At 63.5% G+C, this 19,733-nt stretch carries 15 protein-coding genes; 8 read left to right on the forward strand and 7 right to left on the reverse strand.

Annotated features, from left to right (window positions below):
- Positions 1 to 81 precede the first annotated feature (81 nt).
- On the forward strand, positions 82 to 1,725 hold the full coding sequence (locus tag ACV7JP_RS12235) for an MFS transporter (RefSeq protein WP_457795953.1): 1,644 nt from the start codon (positions 82 to 84) through the stop codon (positions 1,723 to 1,725).
- Between the two features lie 154 nt (positions 1,726 to 1,879).
- Here the strand turns inward: ACV7JP_RS12235 and ACV7JP_RS12240 are convergent, their stop codons facing one another.
- From ACV7JP_RS12240 to ACV7JP_RS12265, 6 genes are all read right to left on the reverse strand, one after another.
- Complete coding sequence (locus ACV7JP_RS12240) at positions 1,880 to 3,289, reverse strand: alginate export family protein (protein WP_457795954.1); 1,410 nt, start codon at positions 3,287 to 3,289, stop codon at positions 1,880 to 1,882.
- A gap of 19 nt (positions 3,290 to 3,308) precedes the next feature.
- Complete coding sequence (locus ACV7JP_RS12245) at positions 3,309 to 4,220, reverse strand: glyoxalase (protein WP_457795955.1); 912 nt, start codon at positions 4,218 to 4,220, stop codon at positions 3,309 to 3,311.
- Between the two features lie 97 nt (positions 4,221 to 4,317).
- Positions 4,318 to 6,198, reverse strand: coding sequence for an amidohydrolase (locus ACV7JP_RS12250; protein WP_457795956.1), 1,881 nt, complete (start codon positions 6,196 to 6,198; stop codon positions 4,318 to 4,320).
- Positions 6,195 to 6,467 (reverse strand): XapX domain-containing protein, encoded by a 273-nt coding sequence (locus ACV7JP_RS12255; RefSeq protein WP_457795957.1) that lies wholly within the window; start codon positions 6,465 to 6,467, stop codon positions 6,195 to 6,197. The genes ACV7JP_RS12250 and ACV7JP_RS12255 overlap by 4 nt, the downstream gene beginning before the upstream one ends.
- Positions 6,468 to 6,507: 40 nt before the next feature.
- Positions 6,508 to 7,191, reverse strand: a complete 684-nt coding sequence (locus ACV7JP_RS12260) for a hydrolase (protein ID WP_457795958.1) — start codon at positions 7,189 to 7,191, stop codon at positions 6,508 to 6,510.
- A gap of 54 nt (positions 7,192 to 7,245) precedes the next feature.
- Positions 7,246 to 7,944, reverse strand: a complete 699-nt coding sequence (locus tag ACV7JP_RS12265) for a pirin family protein (RefSeq protein ID WP_457795959.1) — start codon at positions 7,942 to 7,944, stop codon at positions 7,246 to 7,248.
- 102 nt (positions 7,945 to 8,046) lie between these two features.
- Here ACV7JP_RS12265 and ACV7JP_RS12270 point away from each other — a divergent pair, with 102 nt between their 5' ends.
- The 6 genes from ACV7JP_RS12270 to ACV7JP_RS12295 all read left to right on the forward strand — a co-directional run bounded on the left by ACV7JP_RS12270 (position 8,047) and on the right by ACV7JP_RS12295 (position 15,793).
- Positions 8,047 to 8,979 (forward strand): LysR family transcriptional regulator, encoded by a 933-nt coding sequence (locus ACV7JP_RS12270; protein ID WP_457795960.1) that lies wholly within the window; start codon positions 8,047 to 8,049, stop codon positions 8,977 to 8,979.
- Between the two features lie 534 nt (positions 8,980 to 9,513).
- Positions 9,514 to 10,647, forward strand: coding sequence for an MFS transporter (locus ACV7JP_RS12275; protein WP_457795961.1), 1,134 nt, complete (start codon positions 9,514 to 9,516; stop codon positions 10,645 to 10,647).
- A 17-nt stretch (positions 10,648 to 10,664) separates the two neighbouring features.
- Positions 10,665 to 12,371, forward strand: coding sequence for a bifunctional protein-serine/threonine kinase/phosphatase (locus tag ACV7JP_RS12280; protein ID WP_457795962.1), 1,707 nt, complete (start codon positions 10,665 to 10,667; stop codon positions 12,369 to 12,371).
- 101 nt (positions 12,372 to 12,472) lie between these two features.
- On the forward strand, positions 12,473 to 12,904 hold the full coding sequence (locus ACV7JP_RS12285; RefSeq protein WP_457795963.1) for an Rrf2 family transcriptional regulator: 432 nt from the start codon (positions 12,473 to 12,475) through the stop codon (positions 12,902 to 12,904).
- A 135-nt stretch (positions 12,905 to 13,039) separates the two neighbouring features.
- Positions 13,040 to 14,704, forward strand: a complete 1,665-nt coding sequence (hcp, locus tag ACV7JP_RS12290; RefSeq protein ID WP_457795964.1) for a hydroxylamine reductase — start codon at positions 13,040 to 13,042, stop codon at positions 14,702 to 14,704.
- 60 nt (positions 14,705 to 14,764) lie between these two features.
- Positions 14,765 to 15,793: a 2Fe-2S iron-sulfur cluster-binding protein gene (locus ACV7JP_RS12295; RefSeq protein ID WP_457795965.1), complete on the forward strand. Its 1,029-nt coding sequence runs from the start codon at positions 14,765 to 14,767 to the stop codon at positions 15,791 to 15,793.
- Between the two features lie 34 nt (positions 15,794 to 15,827).
- Here the strand turns inward: ACV7JP_RS12295 and ACV7JP_RS12300 are convergent, their stop codons facing one another.
- Entirely contained in the window at positions 15,828 to 17,624 is a 1,797-nt protein-coding gene (locus tag ACV7JP_RS12300) for a thiamine pyrophosphate-requiring protein (RefSeq protein ID WP_457795966.1), read from the reverse strand.
- 257 nt (positions 17,625 to 17,881) lie between these two features.
- Between ACV7JP_RS12300 and ACV7JP_RS12305 the strand changes: the two genes are divergently transcribed.
- Positions 17,882 to 19,732 carry a PQQ-dependent dehydrogenase, methanol/ethanol family gene (locus ACV7JP_RS12305; protein WP_457795967.1) on the forward strand — a complete coding sequence of 617 codons (1,851 nt, stop codon included), beginning with the start codon at positions 17,882 to 17,884 and terminating at the stop codon, positions 19,730 to 19,732.
- Position 19,733 lies beyond the last annotated feature (1 nt).

Raw genomic sequence — 19,733 nt, forward strand, 5'->3', positions numbered from 1 at the left:
CGGCGAATTCGACAGGCCGCATAGACTCAACTTCTTCGCGATTCCGCTCTAAAGGACAAAGCGTCTATCGGAGCGCGCCAGATGGCCAATCTCGTATCGGATGAGCAGCAGAGCCGGATGCGGGCTCAATCGTTCTGGAGCGCGTTCCGCCATTTGACATTCGCCGCGATCTGGACGGCGACGGTTGTGTCGAACATTGGCTCCTGGATGTATAATGCGGCGTCTGGCTGGCTTATGACGAGCTTGGACGCCAGCCCGCTCACCGTTTCCCTGATACAGGTCGCGTCCAGCCTGCCGATGTTTCTTTTCGCTCTTCCGGCCGGCGCGTTGGCCGATATTCTCGACAAGCGCCGGTTCCTGATCGCCGCGGAAATTTTCCTGACGATCGTCGCGGGAGCGAGCGCGGCGCTTGTGTGGCTCGACCTCATCAATCCGCAGCTTCTATTGTTGTTCACCTTCCTGCTTGGCGTCGGCGCGGCGCTGATGGCGCCGGCCTGGCAATCGATCGTCCCCCAGCTCGTTCCGCGGAACGATCTGCCTTCGGCGGTCGCGGCCAATGGCGTCGGCGTCAATATCAGCCGGGCCATTGGACCCGCATTGGGCGGCCTCATCATCGGCGCCTTCGGGATCGCGGCGCCGTTCTGGATCAACGCGCTGAGCAATTTCGCCGTCATCGGCGCCTTGCTGTGGTGGCGCCCGCCGTCGCGGATCGATCATGCGCTTCCCGCGGAGCGGCTTGTGAGCGCCCTCACGATCGGATTCCGCCATGCGCGCTACAATCCGCATTTGCGCGCCACGCTCGCAAGAGCCGTCTTCTTTTTCTTTTTCGCAAGCGCTTATTGGGCGCTCCTGCCGCTCGTCGCCCGCAACCAGATTGCGAGCGGTCCGGCGCTTTATGGCATGCTCATGGGCGCGATCGGCGCCGGGGCGATCACGGGCGCATTCGCGCTTTCCCGGTTGAAGAGGGTCTTCGGTCCCGACTGGCTCGTCGCGCTCGGCGCTTGCGGCACGGCGGCGACGCTGGTCATGCTTGGCCTTGCGCAGGAACCGTTTCTCGGCCTCGCCGCCTGCGCCCTCGCGGGCTTGTCATGGATCGTCGTCATCGCGACGCTCAATGTTTCGGCCCAGGTCTCCCTGCCGGACTGGGTGCGCGGTCGCGGACTCGCCATGTTCGTGACCGTCTTTTTCGGAGCCATGACCGCGGGCAGCGCGGTCTGGGGCCAGCTTGCCGGAATGTTCAATCTCCCGGCGGCCCACTTCGTCGCGGCGGCGGGCGTCCTAATCGGAATTCCCTTGAGCTGGCGGTGGAAGCTGCAAACCGGCGCGGAGCTCGACCTGACGCCGTCGATGCATTGGCCCGTTCCCGTCATGACCATCGACGCGGAAGCCGATCGAGGGCCAATCCTGGTCACGGTGGAATATCGTATCGACCCGCAAAATCGCGAGGCCTTTCTGGAAGCGATTCAGGAACTCGGCCAAGGACGGCGGCGGGACGGCGCCTATGCCTGGGACGTCTTCGAGGACGTCGCCGAGGAAGGTTTGTTTTTGGAGACATTTCTCGTCGCTTCCTGGCTCGAGCACTTGCGGCAGCATCAGCGCGTCACCAACGCCGACCGGGTCCTTCAGGAAGCGGTCCGTCAATATGGCTCTCAGGGCGAACCCAAAGTCAGGCATTTCATCGCCGCCGCTGCCGCGACTCCGACGCGTCATATGGCTTCCGCGTGATCGCTTCGCGACAATGCGCGCGCGTCCTTGCGAGCCGGAGGCGAAGCAATCCAGGGCCACCCGCGACTGGATTGCGTCGCCGCTTCACTCGTCGCAAGGAGCGCGGCGAATGAATCAAACGGAGCCGGCTCAGTCGAGTCCGCGACGGAACGGCTCACCACGCCAGCTTGAGTTCAGCGCCGAGATAGTCGCTGTCATGTCCGCCGGCGCGGCGAAGGACTTCGCCGGTTTTGAAATGAACGGCTTCAACCGCTGTGGAGAGATTGGCCGTAATCGCCCAGTCCAACCGGATTTGCCCATAGGCGCCGGTCCAGCGCCCGGAGAGCCCGGCCGTGCCGGCGACGGCGGCGCTCGGAAATGTGTAGACGGCGTCGGCGGTGGTCGCCCGCCACTGGAACCCGCTCGCCGTGAGCAAGGTGATTTTGTCGGTCAGCTTCAAAGTGAGCGACGGCTTGAGATAAATGAGATTGGCGTATCCGGTGAAGCCGGCAAGCGTGAAGTAGTAGCCGTTCGGGAAAAGCGGATTGAAGGTTCCGACCTGGCCGTCGCGGCGATGGCGATCGCCGGACGCCGCGTCCGCCTGGACGCCAAACCGCGGCCGCAGCGGCGCATCGGAGAAAGTGTAGCCGAGCCGCCCTCCAAACGCCCAGGCGCGGACGCTCTTGCTTCCGACGCTTCCCGATTGCAGCATCGTCTCGAGATCCCAGTCGAAATCGTTCCGATCGCCCGCGAAGCGCATGTCGAATATGTGACGATGCTCATATCCCGTGGCGTCCAGATAGTTCGCATTCGCATTGACGAGGAGCGAGTAGTAGGCGGACAATTCGTTTTGGCCGAAGACATGTCTTTCGGCGCGCAGCGTATGGAATTGGAGATTGTTTCCCGACCTGTCGTCGAACGGTCTTTCGCGGAAATATTGAACCGGCCGGCTGACGAAGGCGATAAGCCGCCAGGGCTCGGACTCCCAATCGACCCACGCCGCGTCGAAGGCCTGCCTGACATTGGGACCGTCCCGGTTCGAGACGAAGCGCTGCAGGTCGAAGGCGAATTCCTGGCGGCCGGCGCGAGCCTTCAACGTGCCCGCTTTGAACGTGTGGACATATTCCACGAAGGCCAGCCGCAGATCGAGCGGGTTTTGATCCGCCGGACCGAGCACCTTCTTGTCGAAGGCGCGCACATCCTCGATCTGCGTGAAAACGCGCCAATCCTTGTTCAAATGCAGATCGGCGTGAAGCTGGAGCCGCTGCAGCAGATAGCTATCGCTGGGATTGTTCCCGCCAATGCCGAAAGCGGGCGCGTCGGAGACTTCGAAACGTTCCCGCAGCGTGAAGCCGAAGGATAGATAAATATTCGAGTCCGTCGGCGACAAAGGAATATATTTGAGGTCGTCGAAGGGGCCCGTTCGCAGCTTCGGATCGGCGAGCGTCGACCAGTTCTCCTGCCAGCGATTGGACATGATGGAGGGCCGCTTCGGCGTAACTTTCGCGGCGTCGTCGGCTTGCGCCCCGCCCGCGACGGCGAGCAGAACCGAAACCGCCGACAGCGCCCCTCGACGCCACGCCATCGCTTTCGCTCCGTTCGATCTATTTGACGGGCATCGCATGAATCTCGGCAATGTATCCGCCCGGGAACTGGACGATCGCGAATTGGCGGTCATCCAGGACGACCGGCGGAATAAGCAAGGCCGCGCCCGCCAGCTTCGCCTTGTCCAGCGTCGCCGCCAGATCTTTCACCTCATATCCTGTCAGCTCCCGGCCGAAAGGGTAAGGCAGATGTCCGTCGGATACAAAGACGACCATCTTGCCGAAAGCGGAGTCGACATAAATGCGGCGGATGTGGTCGTTCGGCCGGCCGATCAAGGCTCCCGCAGCCTTCCGATCGTCGGAGACGATCTTGCCGCGGGAGAAGCGCAGGAAGCTTTTGACGAAGGCGTCGACGCGGTCGGGAGAAAGATAGACCCTGTTTTCCGGCACGGTCTCGAACGGCGCATAGGAAGGCTTGGCCGTGTGCCAGTAGAGCTGCATATTGACGCCGCCCGGCCATTGGATGACGGCGTCGCGCCCGATCGGATCGGGGAAAGGCGCAACGAGGACGTCCGCTCCGGCCTTGCGCGCCTCCTTTATGGCGGCGTCCAGATCGGTGACGAGATAGCCCGTTCGCTCGGCCCCGAAAGGATAGGGGATGGGCGTCTTGAAGCCGAACAACGAGACCGTGCCGACGGGCGTCTGCAGGAGCTGGGAGGTGGTGCTGCTGGGCGTCGGCGTCACCGTGGCGACGACCTGCCTGGTGCTCGCCCCGCCGAAGGTCGCAAGGAAGCTCGCGGCGAAGCGGTCGACGTCTTCGGGCGCGACATAGACATGGGTCGTGTCATATTGGGGGGCCACGGCCACGGCTGCCGCTGTAGCGGGCCGCGCGACGGGGCGCGCCGCGGCCGGCCCGCCGGCGGACAGCGCCGCGCCCAGCAATCCGACGAGAGCAAATGATCTGACCTGCATCGCCAATTTCCCCACGACCCGGAAAAACGCAGCTTCAATCGGCGCCGCCTGCGGCGCCGAGGCCACGCCGTTAAAGGATTATTGCTTCGCTTGCCGGTCACACGGCCCAGCAGGCGCAGCCGAGAGCGCCCCAGAATGATTTCAGATCGGCGATCGGCGGCTTGCCGGACCACGCCGTCGCATGGCGATGTCCATGAACGGCGCAGGCGTTTTTGCAGCCGCAGGCGGCGGCGAGACGGTTATACAGACGGGCCCCTTCGCTTTTCGGCTTTTCGCCCCAGGCCGCATATCCGCCGAACGTCCGCACCGGGGACCAGTCCGGCATGGCGGGCGGCGGCGCGCTTTCATCGAGCGAGGCGAATTCTCCCGCGCCATAGACGATCCTGCCGCCGACAATGGTGAGGTCGGAGGTCGTATCGGCGATCTCCTCATCCGCACAGGAGAAGAAATCGCGGTCGGGCGTGATCAGGTCGGCGAGCTGCCCGACGGCGATGCGGCCTTTCCTGCCTTCCTCATTCGAGAACCAGGTCACGTTCTCGGTCCACATGCGCAGCGCCGTCTCGCGATCGAGACAATTGCGCTGCGGATAGAGGCGAAGGCCGCCCACCGTCCTGCCGGTGACGAGCCAGGCGAGCGACACCCATGGATTATAGGACGCCACCCGCGTCGCGTCGCTGCCCGCCGAGACGCGCACGCCCTTCTCCAGCATCCGCGCGATCGGCGGCGTCGCCTCGGCGGCGCCGGGGCCATAGCGCTCGACGAAATATTCGCCCTGATAGGCCATGCGGTGCTGAACCGCGACGCCGCCGCCAAGCGCGGCGATACGGTCGATGGATTGATCGGAGATCGTCTCGGCGTGATCGAAGAACCAGTTCAGGCCTTCGAGCGGAATGTCCTGATTCACGCGCTCGAAAACGTCGAGCGCGCGCGAGATCGTCTCGTCATAGGTCGCGTGCAGCCGCCACGGCCAGCGGTTCTCGGCGAGGATGCGCACGACCGCCTCGAGCTCGCCCTCCATCTCCGGCGGCATGTCGGGCCGGGGCTGACGGAAATCCTCGAAATCCGCGGCGGAGAAGACCAGCATCTCGCCGGCGCCGTTATGGCGGAAGTAATCGTCGCCCTGCCTGTATTTGGACGTCTTCGTCCAGTTGAGGAAATCCTCCTTCTCGCCCTTCGGCTTCTGCGTGAACAGATTATAGGCGAGACGGATGGTGAGCAGATTTTCGTCGGCGAGCTTCTGGATGACGGCGTAATCCTCGGGATAATTCTGAAAGCCGCCGCCGGCGTCGATCGCGCCGGTGACGCCGAGCCTGTTTAGTTCGCGCATGAAATGGCGCGTGGAATTCACCTGATAATCGAAGGGCAGCTTCGGTCCCTTGGCGAGCGTCGCGTAGAGGATCGCGGCGTTGGGCTTTGCGAGCAGCAAGCCGGTCGGATCGCCATTCGCGTCGCGCGTGATCTCGCCGCCGGGCGGCTCAGGCGTGTCCTTTGTGTAGCCCACGACGCGCAAGGCGGCGGCGTTGAGAAAGGCGCGGTCGTACAGGTGAAGGATGAACACCGGCGTATCCGGCGCGATGGCGTTCAGCTCGTCGATCGTCGGCAGACGTTTCTCCACGAACTGATGTTCGGTGAAGCCGCCCACGACGCGCACCCATTGCGGCGGCGGCGTGACTGCGACCTGCCGCTTCAGCATGTTCATCGCGTCGGCAAGGCTCCTCACGCCGTCCCAGCGCAATTCCATGTTGAAGTTCAGGCCGCCTCGAATGATGTGCAGATGATTGTCGATGAGGCCGGGGAGGACGCGACGGCCTTTCAGGTTGATGACCTTGGTTTGCGGGCCGGCAAGCGCGGCCACGTCCCTCTCATGACCCACCGCAACGAATTCGCCATCCTTGATTGCGACGGCGCTGGCGGTCGGATTGGCGCGATCGAGCGTCGTAATCAGCCCGCTATGAAGGATGAGATCTGGCGCTGTCATGGGCATTGCTCCTCGGCGGCTCGTTTCGCGGCGGGGCGTCCCGGCAACTGGCCGAAAATATGGTTGACGGCGTGTGATTGCTTGCAGGCCGCGCCGAACGCCGCGCCTGCAAGCGCCTGTCGGCTAACCGGGATGATCTGCTCTCCGACCAGCATGCCGAGGAGGCCGATCAAAGCCGCCACTGGCGGCGCCGGAGAGCGTACCTGGATGAGGTAATAAATGACGCCGACGAGCAGGCCCGCTCCGAAGGAAAGAAGGTAGATTTTCATCCCGGCCTCTTTCGTCGCTGGAAAATCCTCAACCAGGAAATCAGGCGGCAGGCCCCGCCTCCGAGGCGTGTTCGCCGAGGGCCCATTTGGAGAAGCGCACCTGGATGCCGTAGGGCGTCAAATCCTTGAGGCATTCCATGATGCCCTCATATGTGGCCGCCCGCGCCCAATCCTGCTGAAGCTCGAAGACGAACTGAAGCGCGGTCACGGGAATGGCGCCGGCTTGGATCATGCGCTGCATGGCGCGTTCATGCGCCTCGACGCTGGTGTCGCCGCAGGCATCGGCGACGACATATATGGAATAGCCCTCGCTCAACATGTCGAGCGTGGGAAAGTTGACGCAGGCGCTGGTCCAGAGCCCCGCGATCACGATCTTGCGCCGGCCGGCGGCGGCGATCGCCTTGCGAAAATCCGCGTTCAGCCAGGAATTGATCGAGGTCCGGTCGATCACCTCAATGTCCGGAAAGACGCGCTCGGCGACCTCGGGCATGAACGGGCCGGAGAAGCTGTCTTTGGCGACGGTTGTGATAACCGTCGGCACGCTGAACAGCTTCGCGATGCGCGCCAGCATCTGGACGTTGTCGATGATCGTCTTGCGATCGTGACTCTGCACGCCCTGAAACATCGCCGGTTGAAAGTCGATGAGGGCCAGCGCGCAGTTTTCCGGCGTGATCATGGTGTCGGCGTGAGCTATGGCGGCTTCTTTCGGATTGTCGTTGGGCATGGCGGTTTCCCTCGGGTTGGTGCGGCTTGGAAAAGGCATGGTTCGGCGAAGATTTTATTCGACCTCGACGAGAACGAGCTCCGTATCCTCCAGCGCCTTGATTGAAAGCGTCTCCATGTCGCGAATGGCGGCGCCGTCGCGAGCGTTGACGGTTTGGCCTTCGATTTCGACGGAACCGGCCGCGGGCACGAGATAAGCGCGCCTTTCGGCGCCAAGGCGCCGCTCGCACCTTTCGCCCGCCCTCAATGTGGCGCCGAGAACGCGGGCGGGCGCACGCAAGGGCAGCGCGTCCCCGTCGCTGGGAAAGCCAGAGGCGAGAGCGACGAACCGGCCGGCGCGCTTGCCTTTCGGAAAAGGTCTCGTGTCCCATCTCGGCGCGCCGCCGAGCACGGATGGCGTGATCCATATCTGGAAGATTTCGGTCACGCCGCTCTCCAGATTATATTCGCTGTGTCGAATGCCGGAGCCGGCCGACATGACCTGAACGTCTCCGGCTTCGGTGCGTCCGCGATTGCCCAAGCTGTCCTCATGCGTGATGGCTCCCGCCCGGACATAGGTGATGATCTCCATGTCGCGGTGAGGATGGAGAGAAAAACCTTCCTTTGGCGAGATCGTGTCATCGTTCCAGACGCGAAGCGCGCCCCATCCCATCCGGTCGGGATCATGATATCCGCCGAAGGAGAAATGGTGCTTGGTTTGAAGCCAGCCATAACCAGCGCCGCCGAGCGCTTCGAATCTTCTCACTTCGATCATTGAGCGCCTCCGCTCGAGAGCCTTGACATTGAAGCGAAGTTAAGCACCCTCTCAGCCTGCCTAAAACGGGAATGATGGAATTCCTTCCATTCCGAAAACCATATGCAGCGCCTTCCCGACCTTGAAGCATGGGCGATCTTCGCCAAGGTGATCGAAACCGGCTCCTTCGCGAAGGCGGCGGCGGCGCTCGGCATGACTCAGCCCACGGTTTCAAAGGCGATCAGCCGGCTGGAACAGCGCTTGGGCGTGACATTGCTGCATCGCACCTCGCGGCAATTGTCGTTGACGCAAAGCGGGCGGATGGCGCGAGAGCGAGCGATGCGCCTTCTCGCGGAGGGCGAGGCGGCGGAAGCCGAGGCGCTATCCCAGGCGATCGCGCCAAGAGGACTTGTGCGCGTCGCGGCGCCGATGTCCTTTGGGCTTCGATATCTCGGGCCGCTGCTGCCGGCGTTTCTCGACCGTTATCCGGAAGTGGATGTCGAAATCAGCCTGAACGATCAAATTGTCGATTTGGTCGGGGGCGGATTCGATTTCGCCATACGAATAGCGGCGCTCACGGATTCGTCATTCCGCGCCCGTCGCCTGTATCGGGTGCGCCGGCCGCTCGTCGCTTCTCCGGCCTATCTCGCCAAATATGGCCGGCCGGAGCATCCCCGCGATCTCGAACAGCATGTGTGCCTGTTATATGCGAATCTCCCTTCGCCGGAACTCTGGAGGTTCCGTCACGGATCTCTTGGCGAATACGCCGTTTCCGTGAGAGGGCGGCTGAAGGTCAATAATTCCGACGCTCTGGGACCCGCCTTGCTCAAAGGGGTCGGCATGGCGCTTCAGCCGGAATTCATGATTTGGGAGGATGTCGCTGCGGGGAGGCTGATCGAGGTTTTGCCTGATTGGCAAATCGCCGAGATCGCTCTCAACCTCGTGACGCCGCCAGGCGCTCACAGGCCGGCTCGCGTGGCCGCCCTGCTCGATTATTTGTGTGAAAGTCTCGCCAAGGAGCCGTGGGCTCGAAAATTGGACATGGCGACGCCATGACTCTCCAAGGAAGGGTTCGGCTGAGCAGCGCTGGCTTTATTTTCTGCAACGGGCGTCAGCCTGGCTAAATCCGCGTCGTACCGCATATGAATTAGGCGCGACGCCGCCCATTTCGTGATCAGTGCTTCGGCGCGTTCCTTGGGGCCGGGCCATGTTTGCTTATAAATGGCGCGCCACATAATTTGCGGCGTCTGGCCCCTCATTTGCTACCGTGTAACCAAGCGCATTTTGGCCGGCGCTCCCCCGACGAAGGGCCTATTCAGCAAAGCCGCTGTCGTGGAGATCCATCTCGGATCTCCACGTGGCGGCTTTTTGCGTTTCGCGCGCGGCGTCGGGGAGGCCAAGGCTTTCTTCGCGCAACTCTCGAACGGGGCCGATCCATTTCCTTTGTGACGCAACAGGAGCGTAGATGAATCTCCGGGAATTTCGAAAGGCTGGCCATTGGCCGACGCTGCTGGCGGCCTTTCTTTATTTCGACATCAGCTTCATGGCCTGGGTCTCCCTGGGGCCGCTGATGATTTACATCAGCAGGGCATGCAGCTCGCCGTGGAGGACAAGCTCAGCCTCGTCGCCATCCCCGTTCTCGGCGGCGCCTTTTTTCGTGTGCCGCTTGGTCTCGTCGCGGACGCGGTCGGCTCGAAAATCGTCGGCGTCGTGGCGCAGTTGATCGTGATATTGGCCGTCGCGCTCGTCTGCGTTTTCGGATTGGGCAGCCCGCTGGCGATCATGCTGTTCGGCGCGACGCTCGGAGTGGCCGGCGCTTCATTCGCGGTGGCGCTGCCGCAGGTCGGCCGCTGGTACCCGCCACAATATCAGGGCGTCGTCATGGGCATTGCCGGCGCGGGCAATATGGGCGTGGTGCTGGACACGCTTCTCGCGCCCTGGATCGCCGAGACCTTCGGGTGGCGCGCCGTCTACGCCGTGTTGCTCGTCCTCATGGCGCTTGTTCTCCTGATATATGTTTTCGCCGCCAAGGACGCGCCCAGCGCAAAATCGGCGATCGGCCTTTCCGATTACGGCCGGATGCTCCGCGACGTCGACAGCCTTTGGTTCATGTTCTTCTACTTCATAACCTTCGGGGGCTTCGTCGGCCTTGCCTCGGCCTTGCCGCTTTATTTCACCGCGCATTACCACGCCACCGGCGTCGCGGCGGGACTCGTCGTCGCGCTGATCGTGGGTTTCGGTTCGGGCTTTCGGCCCGTTGGCGGCTACATCGCCGACCGCATCGGCGGCATTAAAACGCTTTCATTCCTCTTCGTCGCCGTCGCCGCCTGCTATTTTGCGGTTGCGTTCCTGCCGGAGGGACCGTCGGCCGCGAGCGCGGCGGGCTGGAGCCTGACGCAACTGCCGCCGATCGCCTTCGCGGCGGTCGGGCTTTTCTCGCTTGGCGTTCTGTGTCTGGGAATGGGCAACGGAGCCGTGTTTCAGCTATTGCCGCAACGATTCCGGCGCGAGATCGGCGCGATGACGGGCCTCGTCGGCGCCGCTGGCGGTCTCGGGGGCTTTTTCCTCGCCAAGGCGCTCGCTTTTTCGAAGGGCGCGACGGGCGGCTTCGCCGCGGGCTTCATGTTCTTCGGCTTTCTCGCTTTGCTCGGCCTCTTGGGCCTATTGTTTGTCAAGACTCGTTGGCGCACGACCTGGGGCGCGGTTTCGGGCGCGCAAATCTGAAACTGGCGAGAGCGCATATGCCGAGGCGCCCCGATCACGATCTTAGAGTCGAAGTGGGCTTTGCGACCGAAAAGGGCAGGCGTCCCGACAACCAGGATTACGTCGCCGTCGGCTACGCGCCGCGCGCCTCCAATGCCCTGCAGGGAGTCGTCGCCGCTGTCGCCGATGGTGTGGGAGGACATAAAGGCGGGCGCGCGGCGGCGGAAACCGCCGTGCGCGCTTTCATCGAAGGCTATTATGCGCAGCCGGAGACGCTTGGAGTCATTCGCGCGGCCGCGAGATCGCTCGAAGCGATCAATGGCTGGATCAACGCGCAGGGCCGCGTCGACCCTCTGCTCGAAGGCATGGCGACGACACTCAGCGCGCTCATTTTGAGCCGGCGCTCCGCTTTCATATTGCATGTCGGGGACACTCGCATCTATCGCCTCGGCGACGGCGGCGTGGAGCAACTTACAAAAGACCATGTCGTCGGTCATGGCGACCTCGCTCATGTGCTGCGCCGCGCGGTCGGATTCGAGGATGCGATCCTCTTCGAGCACGCATCCCATGGCCTGACTCTGCATGACCGATTTTTGCTCTGCTCGGACGGCGTCCATGGCGTGCTGAGCCGAACGCGTTTGCAGGACCTGCTCATAGAGCGGCGCTCGCCTCAGGAAACATCCGAAACGATCGTGCAGACGGCGCTCGACGCCGGCAGCAGCGACAATGTCACGGCGTTGGTGCTGGATGTGGTCGACTTGCCGCCGGCGGACGAAGGCGCGCTTTCCCGGGCGGCCGCCGCGCTGAAAATCGGCGAACTGCCCGAGATCGGAGAAGTTGTCGATGATTTTCGAATGGACGGCGTCGTTTCGGAAGGCCGTTATAGCCGGGTGACGCGCGCAACCGACCTGCGAAACGGCAGGACGCTGGTTTTGAAATTCCCGCGTCCCAGCGTCGCGGAGGAGGAGACCTATCGGCTTGCCTTCGTCAGCGAGGCGTGGGTGGCGGCGCGGGTCCGAAGTCCGTTTATCGGGGAGATTATCGAGATCCCGCCCGAGCGCCAGACCCGCCTCTATTCCGCCATGCCGCTTTACGACGGCGAGACGCTCGAGCTGCGGCTGCGTCGCGCGCCCAGGATCGGACTTGCCGAAGGCGCGGCGATCGCGACGCGCCTGGCGCGGGCCGTCGCGACGCTGCATCGCTGCGGCGTCATCCATCGCGACGTGAAGCCGGACAACGTCATACTCCTTCGAGACGGCGGTCTACGGCTGGTCGATCTCGGCGTCTGTCGCGCGCCCCATCTCGAGGATTTACCGGCCAAGGACATACCGGGCACGCCAAGCTACATGGCGCCGGAGCTGTTTCAAGGCGCCGCCGGAGACGAGGCCTCCGACCTCTATGCGCTTGGCGTCACAGTCTATCGGATGTTTGCCGGGGCTTATCCATATGGCGAGGCGGAGCCCTTCAGCAGGCCGCGCCTCGGGAAGCCTCAGGCGCTCGCGGCGAGACGGCCGGATCTGCCGGCCTGGCTCGATGCGGCGATTTTGAAGGCCGTCGCCGTCGATGCGCGGGATCGCTACAAGGACGTTTTGGAATTTGCGTTCGAGATCGAAAATGGCGCGGCGAGAGCGGAGCCGCTGACGATCCGGAAGAAATCGCTCTATGAGCGGAACCCGTTATTATTCTGGCGGCTCTTATGCCTGCTGCTCGCCTTCGCCTTGCTTGGCTCGCTGATTTATCGATGAGCCGGCGCAATCGGCTCGCCGCTCGCGGCGGGAACCGCAAGGCGTTTTAGGATTTCGACCTCCTATTTCAGAGTTTGAATTACCGTGATAGGCTCTCTTTTATGCGCCTGACGAATTTCACGGACTTCGGCCTGAGAGCCTTGATCCTTCTCGCCGACCGGGAAGGAGAGACGCTTTCCGCGGCGGAGATCGCGGATCATTTCCGCCTGTCCCGCCACCACATGGCGAAGGTGCTGCAAGAGCTGACCGCGGCGGGATATCTTGTCGGAATACGCGGGGCGCAGGGAGGCGTTCGACTCGCGCGCGATCCGCGCGACATCCGTATCGGGGATATTGTTCGCACCCTTGATAATCAGGCTCTGGTCGAATGTTTTGGCGCGGAGGGCAGCGACTGCGCGCTTTTGCCGCGCTGCCGGCTCAAGGGAATGCTGGGGCGGGCTCAGCAGGGATTCCTCAGGGAGCTCGATCGCTATACGCTGAGCGATTGCCTCGAAAAACCGCGTTCGCTTCCCGCGCTCGACCTTACCGACTGAGCGCCTGTCGGCGGGAAAGGCCGCTTTCCCGACGCCTTGACTTTCGCCGCGATAAATACGCATTCTAAGTACCGATTTCAGCGCCTTGAACGCCGATCTCCGAGCGACGCAAAAAACGAAAGCAAGGGAGCCGCCATGTTCTGTTATCAATGCGAGCAGACCTACCGGTCGGAAGAAGGAATTGGTTGCGCGAGCGCCAAGGGCATGTGCGGCAAGGACGCCGCGACCGCCGATCTTCAGGATGTCCTACTCCACCTTTGCGAGGGGATCGGCCAATATCTCCACCGCGCGCGAGACCTCGGCGCGACGGACGTCGAAGCCGACCGCTTCATCCTCTTCGCCTTCTTCACCACCTTGACCAATGTTAATTTTCACGCCGCCAAATTCGCGGAGCTGATCCATGAGGCGGCGCGGACGCGCGATCGCGCGAAGGCGCTCTATGAAAACGCGGCGCGCGCCGCCGGCAGGGAGCCCGAGCTTCCTCGAGGCGCCGCTATATTCGTTCCCGCCAGCGACATGAGCGGCCTGCTCGCGCAGGCGGGCGAGGCGGCGATCAAGAAGGACGTCGCGCTGATCGGCGAGGATGTCGTCGGCCTGCGCTCGCTCGTCCTCTATGGGCTCAAGGGCGTTTGCGCCTATGCGCATCACGCCCGCGTTCTCGGCGAGGAGCGCGACGCCATCTACGCCGCCGTGGAGCATGCGCTCGATCTGCTGGCCGGCGAGCCGAAGGAGCTGGGTCCGCTTCTCGACGAGGCGCTGGCGCTGGGTCACGCCAATTTCCTCGCCATGGAGGCGCTCGACGCCGCCAATACCGGCAATTTCGGCGTCCCGGAGCCGACGAATGTTCGCGTGACGCCGGTCAAGGGCAAGGCCATCCTCGTGTCGGGCCATGACCTGAAGGATCTGCACGCGATCCTCGAAGCCGCCAAGGGCAGGGGGATCAACATCTACACGCATGGCGAATTGCTGCCGGCGCATTCCTATCCCAAGCTCAAGGCCTATCCGCATCTCGCCGGCAACTATGGCGGGGCGTGGCAGGATCAGCAGAAGGAATTCGCCGAATTTCCCGGCCCGATCGTCATGACCTCGAATTGCCTCATCGAGCCGCAGCCGCGCTATCGCGGGCGCATCTTCACGGCCGGCCCGGTCGGCTGGGCGGGCGTTCGGCACATTGCCGACGAAGACTTCTCGCAGGTCGTCCAGGCGGCGCTCGCGCTACCAGGCTTCGCCGCCGACGCCGAGGAGGAGCGGATCACGGTGGGCTTTGGCCGCGCGGCGGTGCTCGGCGTCGCCGACAAGGTGATCGACGCGGTGAAGAGCGGCGCCATTCGCCACTTCTTCCTGATCGGCGGCTGCGACGGCGCGGCGTCCGGGCGCAACTATTATTCGGACTTCGCGGACGGGACGCCCGACGACACGGTGATCCTTACGCTCGGCTGCGGCAAATATCGCTTCAACAAGCATGACTTCGGCACGGTCGGCGGGTTGCCGCGGCTCCTCGACATGGGACAATGCAACGACGCCTATTCGGCGCTCGTCGTCGCCACCAAGCTCGCGGAGGCTTTCGGCGTCGGCGTCAACGAATTGCCGCTGTCGCTGATCGTCTCCTGGTTCGAGCAGAAGGCGGCGGCGGTGCTCCTGACGCTGCTCGCGCTCGGCGTGCGCAATGTGCGTCTCGGCCCGACGCTGCCGGCTTTCCTTACGCCGGCGCTGGTCGATGTCCTTGTCGAGAAGTTCGGCGTTCTGCCGATCGGCGACGCCAAGGCCGATATTGACGCCGCGCTTGCCCGCGCGGCCTGATCACGCCAGGGCGGGCGTCCCGGCGAGGGCGCCCGCAGCCCGTCTTTCCGGAATCCCTCCATGTACAAGGTCGAACTTCTCACGCGCGACGGCGCGTCCGTCACATTCGCCGCCGAGCCTTCGGAAACGCTGCTCGACGCGGCCGAACGAGCGAACATCTATCTCCCTTCTTCCTGCCGCGAGGGCGGCTGCGGCGCCTGTCGGGTGACGGCGGCGTCGGGAGATGCGGCGCTCGACTCCTATAGCAGTTCGGCATTGAGCGAGGTCGAGCGCGCGGCGGGAGGCGTTCTTCTCTGTCGCGCCCACGCCCGGAGCGATCTTTCGCTGAAGGCGCCCTTCGATCAGGCGGCGATCGGCTTCGCGCCGACGCCCGAGCGGCGCGCGACGATCGTTGAGACGGCGCCGGCCGGTTCTTCGGCAATGCGGCTGGTCTTGAGATATGACGACGATCCCGAGTTCGGCAGCGCGGCCCAATTCGTCGCGGGGCAGTTCGCGGAACTCGAGATTCCCGGAACGGAAATCAAGCGCTCTTATTCGCTCGCCAACGCGCCGAACTGGGACGGCGCCCTCGAATTCCTCATCCGCCTTCAACCCGACGGCGCCTTTTCCGCCTATCTGAAAGAGCGTGCGGCGATCGGCGACGCTCTTCTCGTCCACGGCCCCAAGGGGCAGTTTACGCTCGACGAGGCGAGCGCGGCGCCGCTTTGCTTCGTCGCCGGCGGCACGGGGCTCGCGCCCGCGCTTTCGATGCTGCGGCAAATGGCGGAATTCGCCGACCCCCGGCCGTGCCGCCTCATCTTTGGCGTCAACAGAACGGAGGAGCTTTTCGCCCTTGAAGCGATCGAGGAACTGAAAGCCGCCCTGCCGCAGCTCAATGTGACGCTCTGCGTCTGGAGGCCGGAGACCGCGTGGGACGGCTTCGCCGGGACGCCCGCCGAGGCGCTCGCCAAAGCCTTGGCGGAGACGCACGAGCGTCCGGATATTTATGTATGCGGGCCGCCCGCGCTGATCGCCGCGACGGAAACGGTCGCGATCGCGGCGGGAATTGCCCAGGAGCGAATCTTCAGCGAGCGTTTCTCTCCAGCGTAAAAATCATGGCGCCGGCAATGCCGGCGCTATCCGCTCATCGGGAAGGCTCATTCCGACGGGGCCATATCGGAGCCATGACTTGCTTCGCCGCGCCGGCGATCAGCGCGCGCTGCGCCGGATCGCCCTTCCAGAGGGTCGACGCCAGGTTTCTAGCCTGCTCGAAGCTGATATGCGCCGGAAGCGGCGGCACTTCGGGGTCCGTTTTGAACTCGAGCACTACCGGCCGGTCGGAATTGAGCGCCTCGTCCCAGGCCGAGCCGACGCTGTCCGGATCGTCGACGAAAATGCCCTTCAGCCCGATGAGTTCGGCGAAGCGATGATAGGGAACGTCCGGGATGTTCTGCGTCGCCTCGAATTTCGGATTTCCCTCCATCACGCGCTGCTCCCAGGTGACTTGGTTCAGATCCTCATTATTGAACACGCAACAGACGAATGTCGGCTTTTCCCATTGCTCCCAATATTTCGAAACGGAGATGAGCTCCGCCATATTGTTCATCTGCATGGCGCCGTCGCCGAGCATCGCCACGACGGGCCGATCCGGATAGGCGAATTTCGCCGCGATCGCATAAGGAACGGCCGCTCCCATGGACGCCAGCCCTCCGGAGAGCGAGCACATCATGCCGCGCCGGATCTTCATGTCGCGCGCGTACCAATTTGCGCATGAGCCGGAATCGCAGGTAACGATCGCGCGATCGGGCAAACGCGGCGACAGCTCCCAGGCGACGCGCTGAGGATTGATCGGGTTGGCCGAGATCATGGCCCGGTCCTCGAGCAGCTCCCACCAGTCCGCGATGTTCTTCTCGATCCTCTCGCGCCAGGAATTGTCCGTCCTTTCTGTCAGGAGCGGCAGCAGGGCGCGCAGCGTTTCGGCCGCGTCGCCGTGAAGATTCGCTTCCGTCGCGAAGCGGAGGCTGAGCATGGAAGGGTCGAGATCGATCTGAACGCCCCGCGCCTGCTTCTCGCGCGGGAGAAACTCCGAATAGGGAAAGCTTGTGCCGACCATCAGCAGCGTATCGCATTCCCTCATCAGATCATGACTGGGCTTCGTGCCGAGAAGACCGATGGAGCCGGTCACGAAGGGCAGATCGTCGGGCAGCGCCGCCTTGCCGAGAAGCGCCTTGGCGACGCCGGCTTTCAGCCGATCCGCGACCGCGACGACCTCGTCGGCCGCATTCATCGCGCCCGCGCCGATCAGCATCGCGACCTTTTTGCCCTCATTGAGAATGTCCGCGGCGCGGCGCAGATCCTGATCTCGGGGAACGACCGTCGGCCGCGAATAGCCGACGCCGGTTTGCACGGCTCCATGCGTTCGCGGCGGATCCTCATAATCCATATCCTGCAGATCGCCGGGAAGGATGAGAACCGTCACGCCGCTCGTCGCCTTCGCAATTCTAATTCCACGGTCGACGAGCATGCGAATTTGCGCGGGCGCTTCCGCCTCCTGAACAAAGGCGGCGACATCGGCGAACATGCGGTCGAGATTGATTTCCTGTTGATAGTGCGCGCCGCGCGCCGTGCGCGGCGCTTGCCCCGCAATCGCCAGGACCGGCATGTGGTCGCATTTGGCGTCGTAAAGGCCCGTCACGAGATGCGCCGCGCCCGGACCGCCGGTGGAAAGGCAAACGCCAAGTTCGCCGGTGAACTTGGCGTGGGCCGAGGCCATGAACGCGGCCATTTCCTCATGCCTGACCTGCACGAATTCGATCTTGCCATTGGCGCGCTGCAACGCGCCGAGCACGCCGTTGACGCCGTCGCCGGGATAGCCAAATATGCGTCGCACGCCCCAGTCATAGAGCCGCTGCACGAGAAAATCGCCGACGGTCGCACTCATAGCGGCCTCGCTCTTCTGTCTGTCCGCAATCGTCAATCAACGAACATATTCGCTTGAAGTTCCTGAGGTCGCCTTTGCGCATTTTCCGAACGCGCAGCGGATTGCGTACGAGAAAAAGGCGGCGCATCGTCTTTCATTTCCGCATCGTTTCTCCAACCGCTTTTTTCGCGGCCACGGTTGGTCGGGCCCGATACACGCCCTAAGTCGACCGTCAGCCTCTGCGAGGCGTCGCTTATATTGAGACCAAGAGGCTGTAGATGCGTGAGTGTTGCCGTCGCGGCGCTTTTCTTTCGCACGCAGTTCGATCGACGCTCCGGCTTCTGTGCGGCGCGATCGCCGCGACAGAGGCCGTCGCGCAGCAGAATCCGGCGCATCAGCCGCTCGCCGCGCTTTATGCCGACGCCAGGAACTGGCCGATGGCTCCCCGCGATTACGCCAATACGCGCTACAGCGCGCTCGATCAGATCAGAACCGACAATGTCGGCCAGCTCAAACTCGCCTGGTCGTTCTCTGTGGGCGCCAATCGCGGCCAGGAGGCGGCGCCTCTCATTATCGATGGGATGATGTATGTCGTATCGCCCTATGACGGCCCGCATCCCAACCAGGTCTATGCGCTCGACGCCGCGACGGGCGAATTGAAATGGTCTTATGCGCCAAGGCCGAATTTGGCGGCGAAGGGAGTCGCCTGTTGTGACGTCGTCAGCCGCGGCCTCGCCTATGACAAGGGCAGGGTTTTCCTCAGCACCCTCGACGACCATACCGTCGCGCTCGACGCCTTGACGGGAAAGGAATTGTGGGTCGCCAAGATCGGCGACGTCAATCTGGGCGAGACGGTCACCATGGCGCCGCTCGCCGTCAAGGGAAAGGTTCTCGTCGGCAATAGCGGCGGCGAGATGGGCGTGCGCGGATGGCTTGCCGCGCTCGACCAGAACACCGGCAAAACCGTCTGGCGCGCCTATTCCACCGGCCCGGACGCGGACGTGCTGATCGGCCCGGAATTCAAGCCCTATTACGACTGGATGAAGGGCAAGGACCTCGGCGTTCGCAGTTGGCCCGCCGATCGTTGGCGCATGGGCGGCGGAACGGTTTGGGGATGGCTCTCCTACGATCCCGATCTCAATCTCGTCTATTATGGCACCGCCAATCCCGGCCCCTGGAACGCGAACCAGCGGGCGGGCGACAATCTTTGGAGCAGCACGATCTTCGCCCGCGACGCGGACACTGGCGCGGCGAAATGGGCCTATCAGGCCAGCCCTCACGATCTCTGGGATCATGACGAAATCAACGAGAACGTTCTGGTCGATCTCGACATCGGGGGCCAGGCGCGCAAGGCGCTGATCCATCCCGGCCGAAACGGCTACATGTATGTCATCGACCGCGCCTCCGGAGAGGTTCTCTCCGCCGACGCCTATGACACGGTGAATGTCTATTCCGGCGTCGATCTGAAGAGCGGCCGCATCGTCCCGGTTGAATCGAAGCAGCCGGCTCTCGAAAAGACGGTCGAAAACATATGTCCGGCGCCGCCGGGCGCGAAGGACTGGCAGCCGACCGCCTGGTCGCCGCGAACCAAGCTTCTCTATGTGCCGCATCAGCATCTTTGCGCCAATTTCAGAACGAGCGAAGTCAGCTATATCGCCGGCACGCCATTCGTCGGCGCCACGGTGGACATGTTCGCGGGGCCCGGCGGCCATCGCGGCGAGTTCATGGCCTGGGACCCTGTCAAACGCGCCAAGGTCTGGTCGGTCACGGAGCCGTTCCCCGTATGGAGCGGAACGCTCGCGACCGCTGGCGATCTTGTATTCTATGGAACGATGGACCGCATGCTCAAGGCGCTGGACGCCAGGACCGGCAAGCTCCTCTGGCAAATGCGCGGCCCCTCCGGCTTCATCGGCCAGCCCGTGACCTATGTCGGAAACGATGGCGCGCAATATGTCGCGATCCTATCCGGCGTCGGCGGTTGGCCGGGCGTCGTCGCAAACGCCGAAATCGATCCGCGCGTGAGGAACGGCGCGCTCGGCTTCACGGGCGCCACGCAAGACCTGCCGCTTTACACCGTCGGCGGCAGCACGCTGCTCGTCTTCTCTCTCGGCGCGGCTGCGCGTCAATAGG

The sequence above is a fragment of the Methylocystis sp. S23 genome (assembly GCF_054106005.1).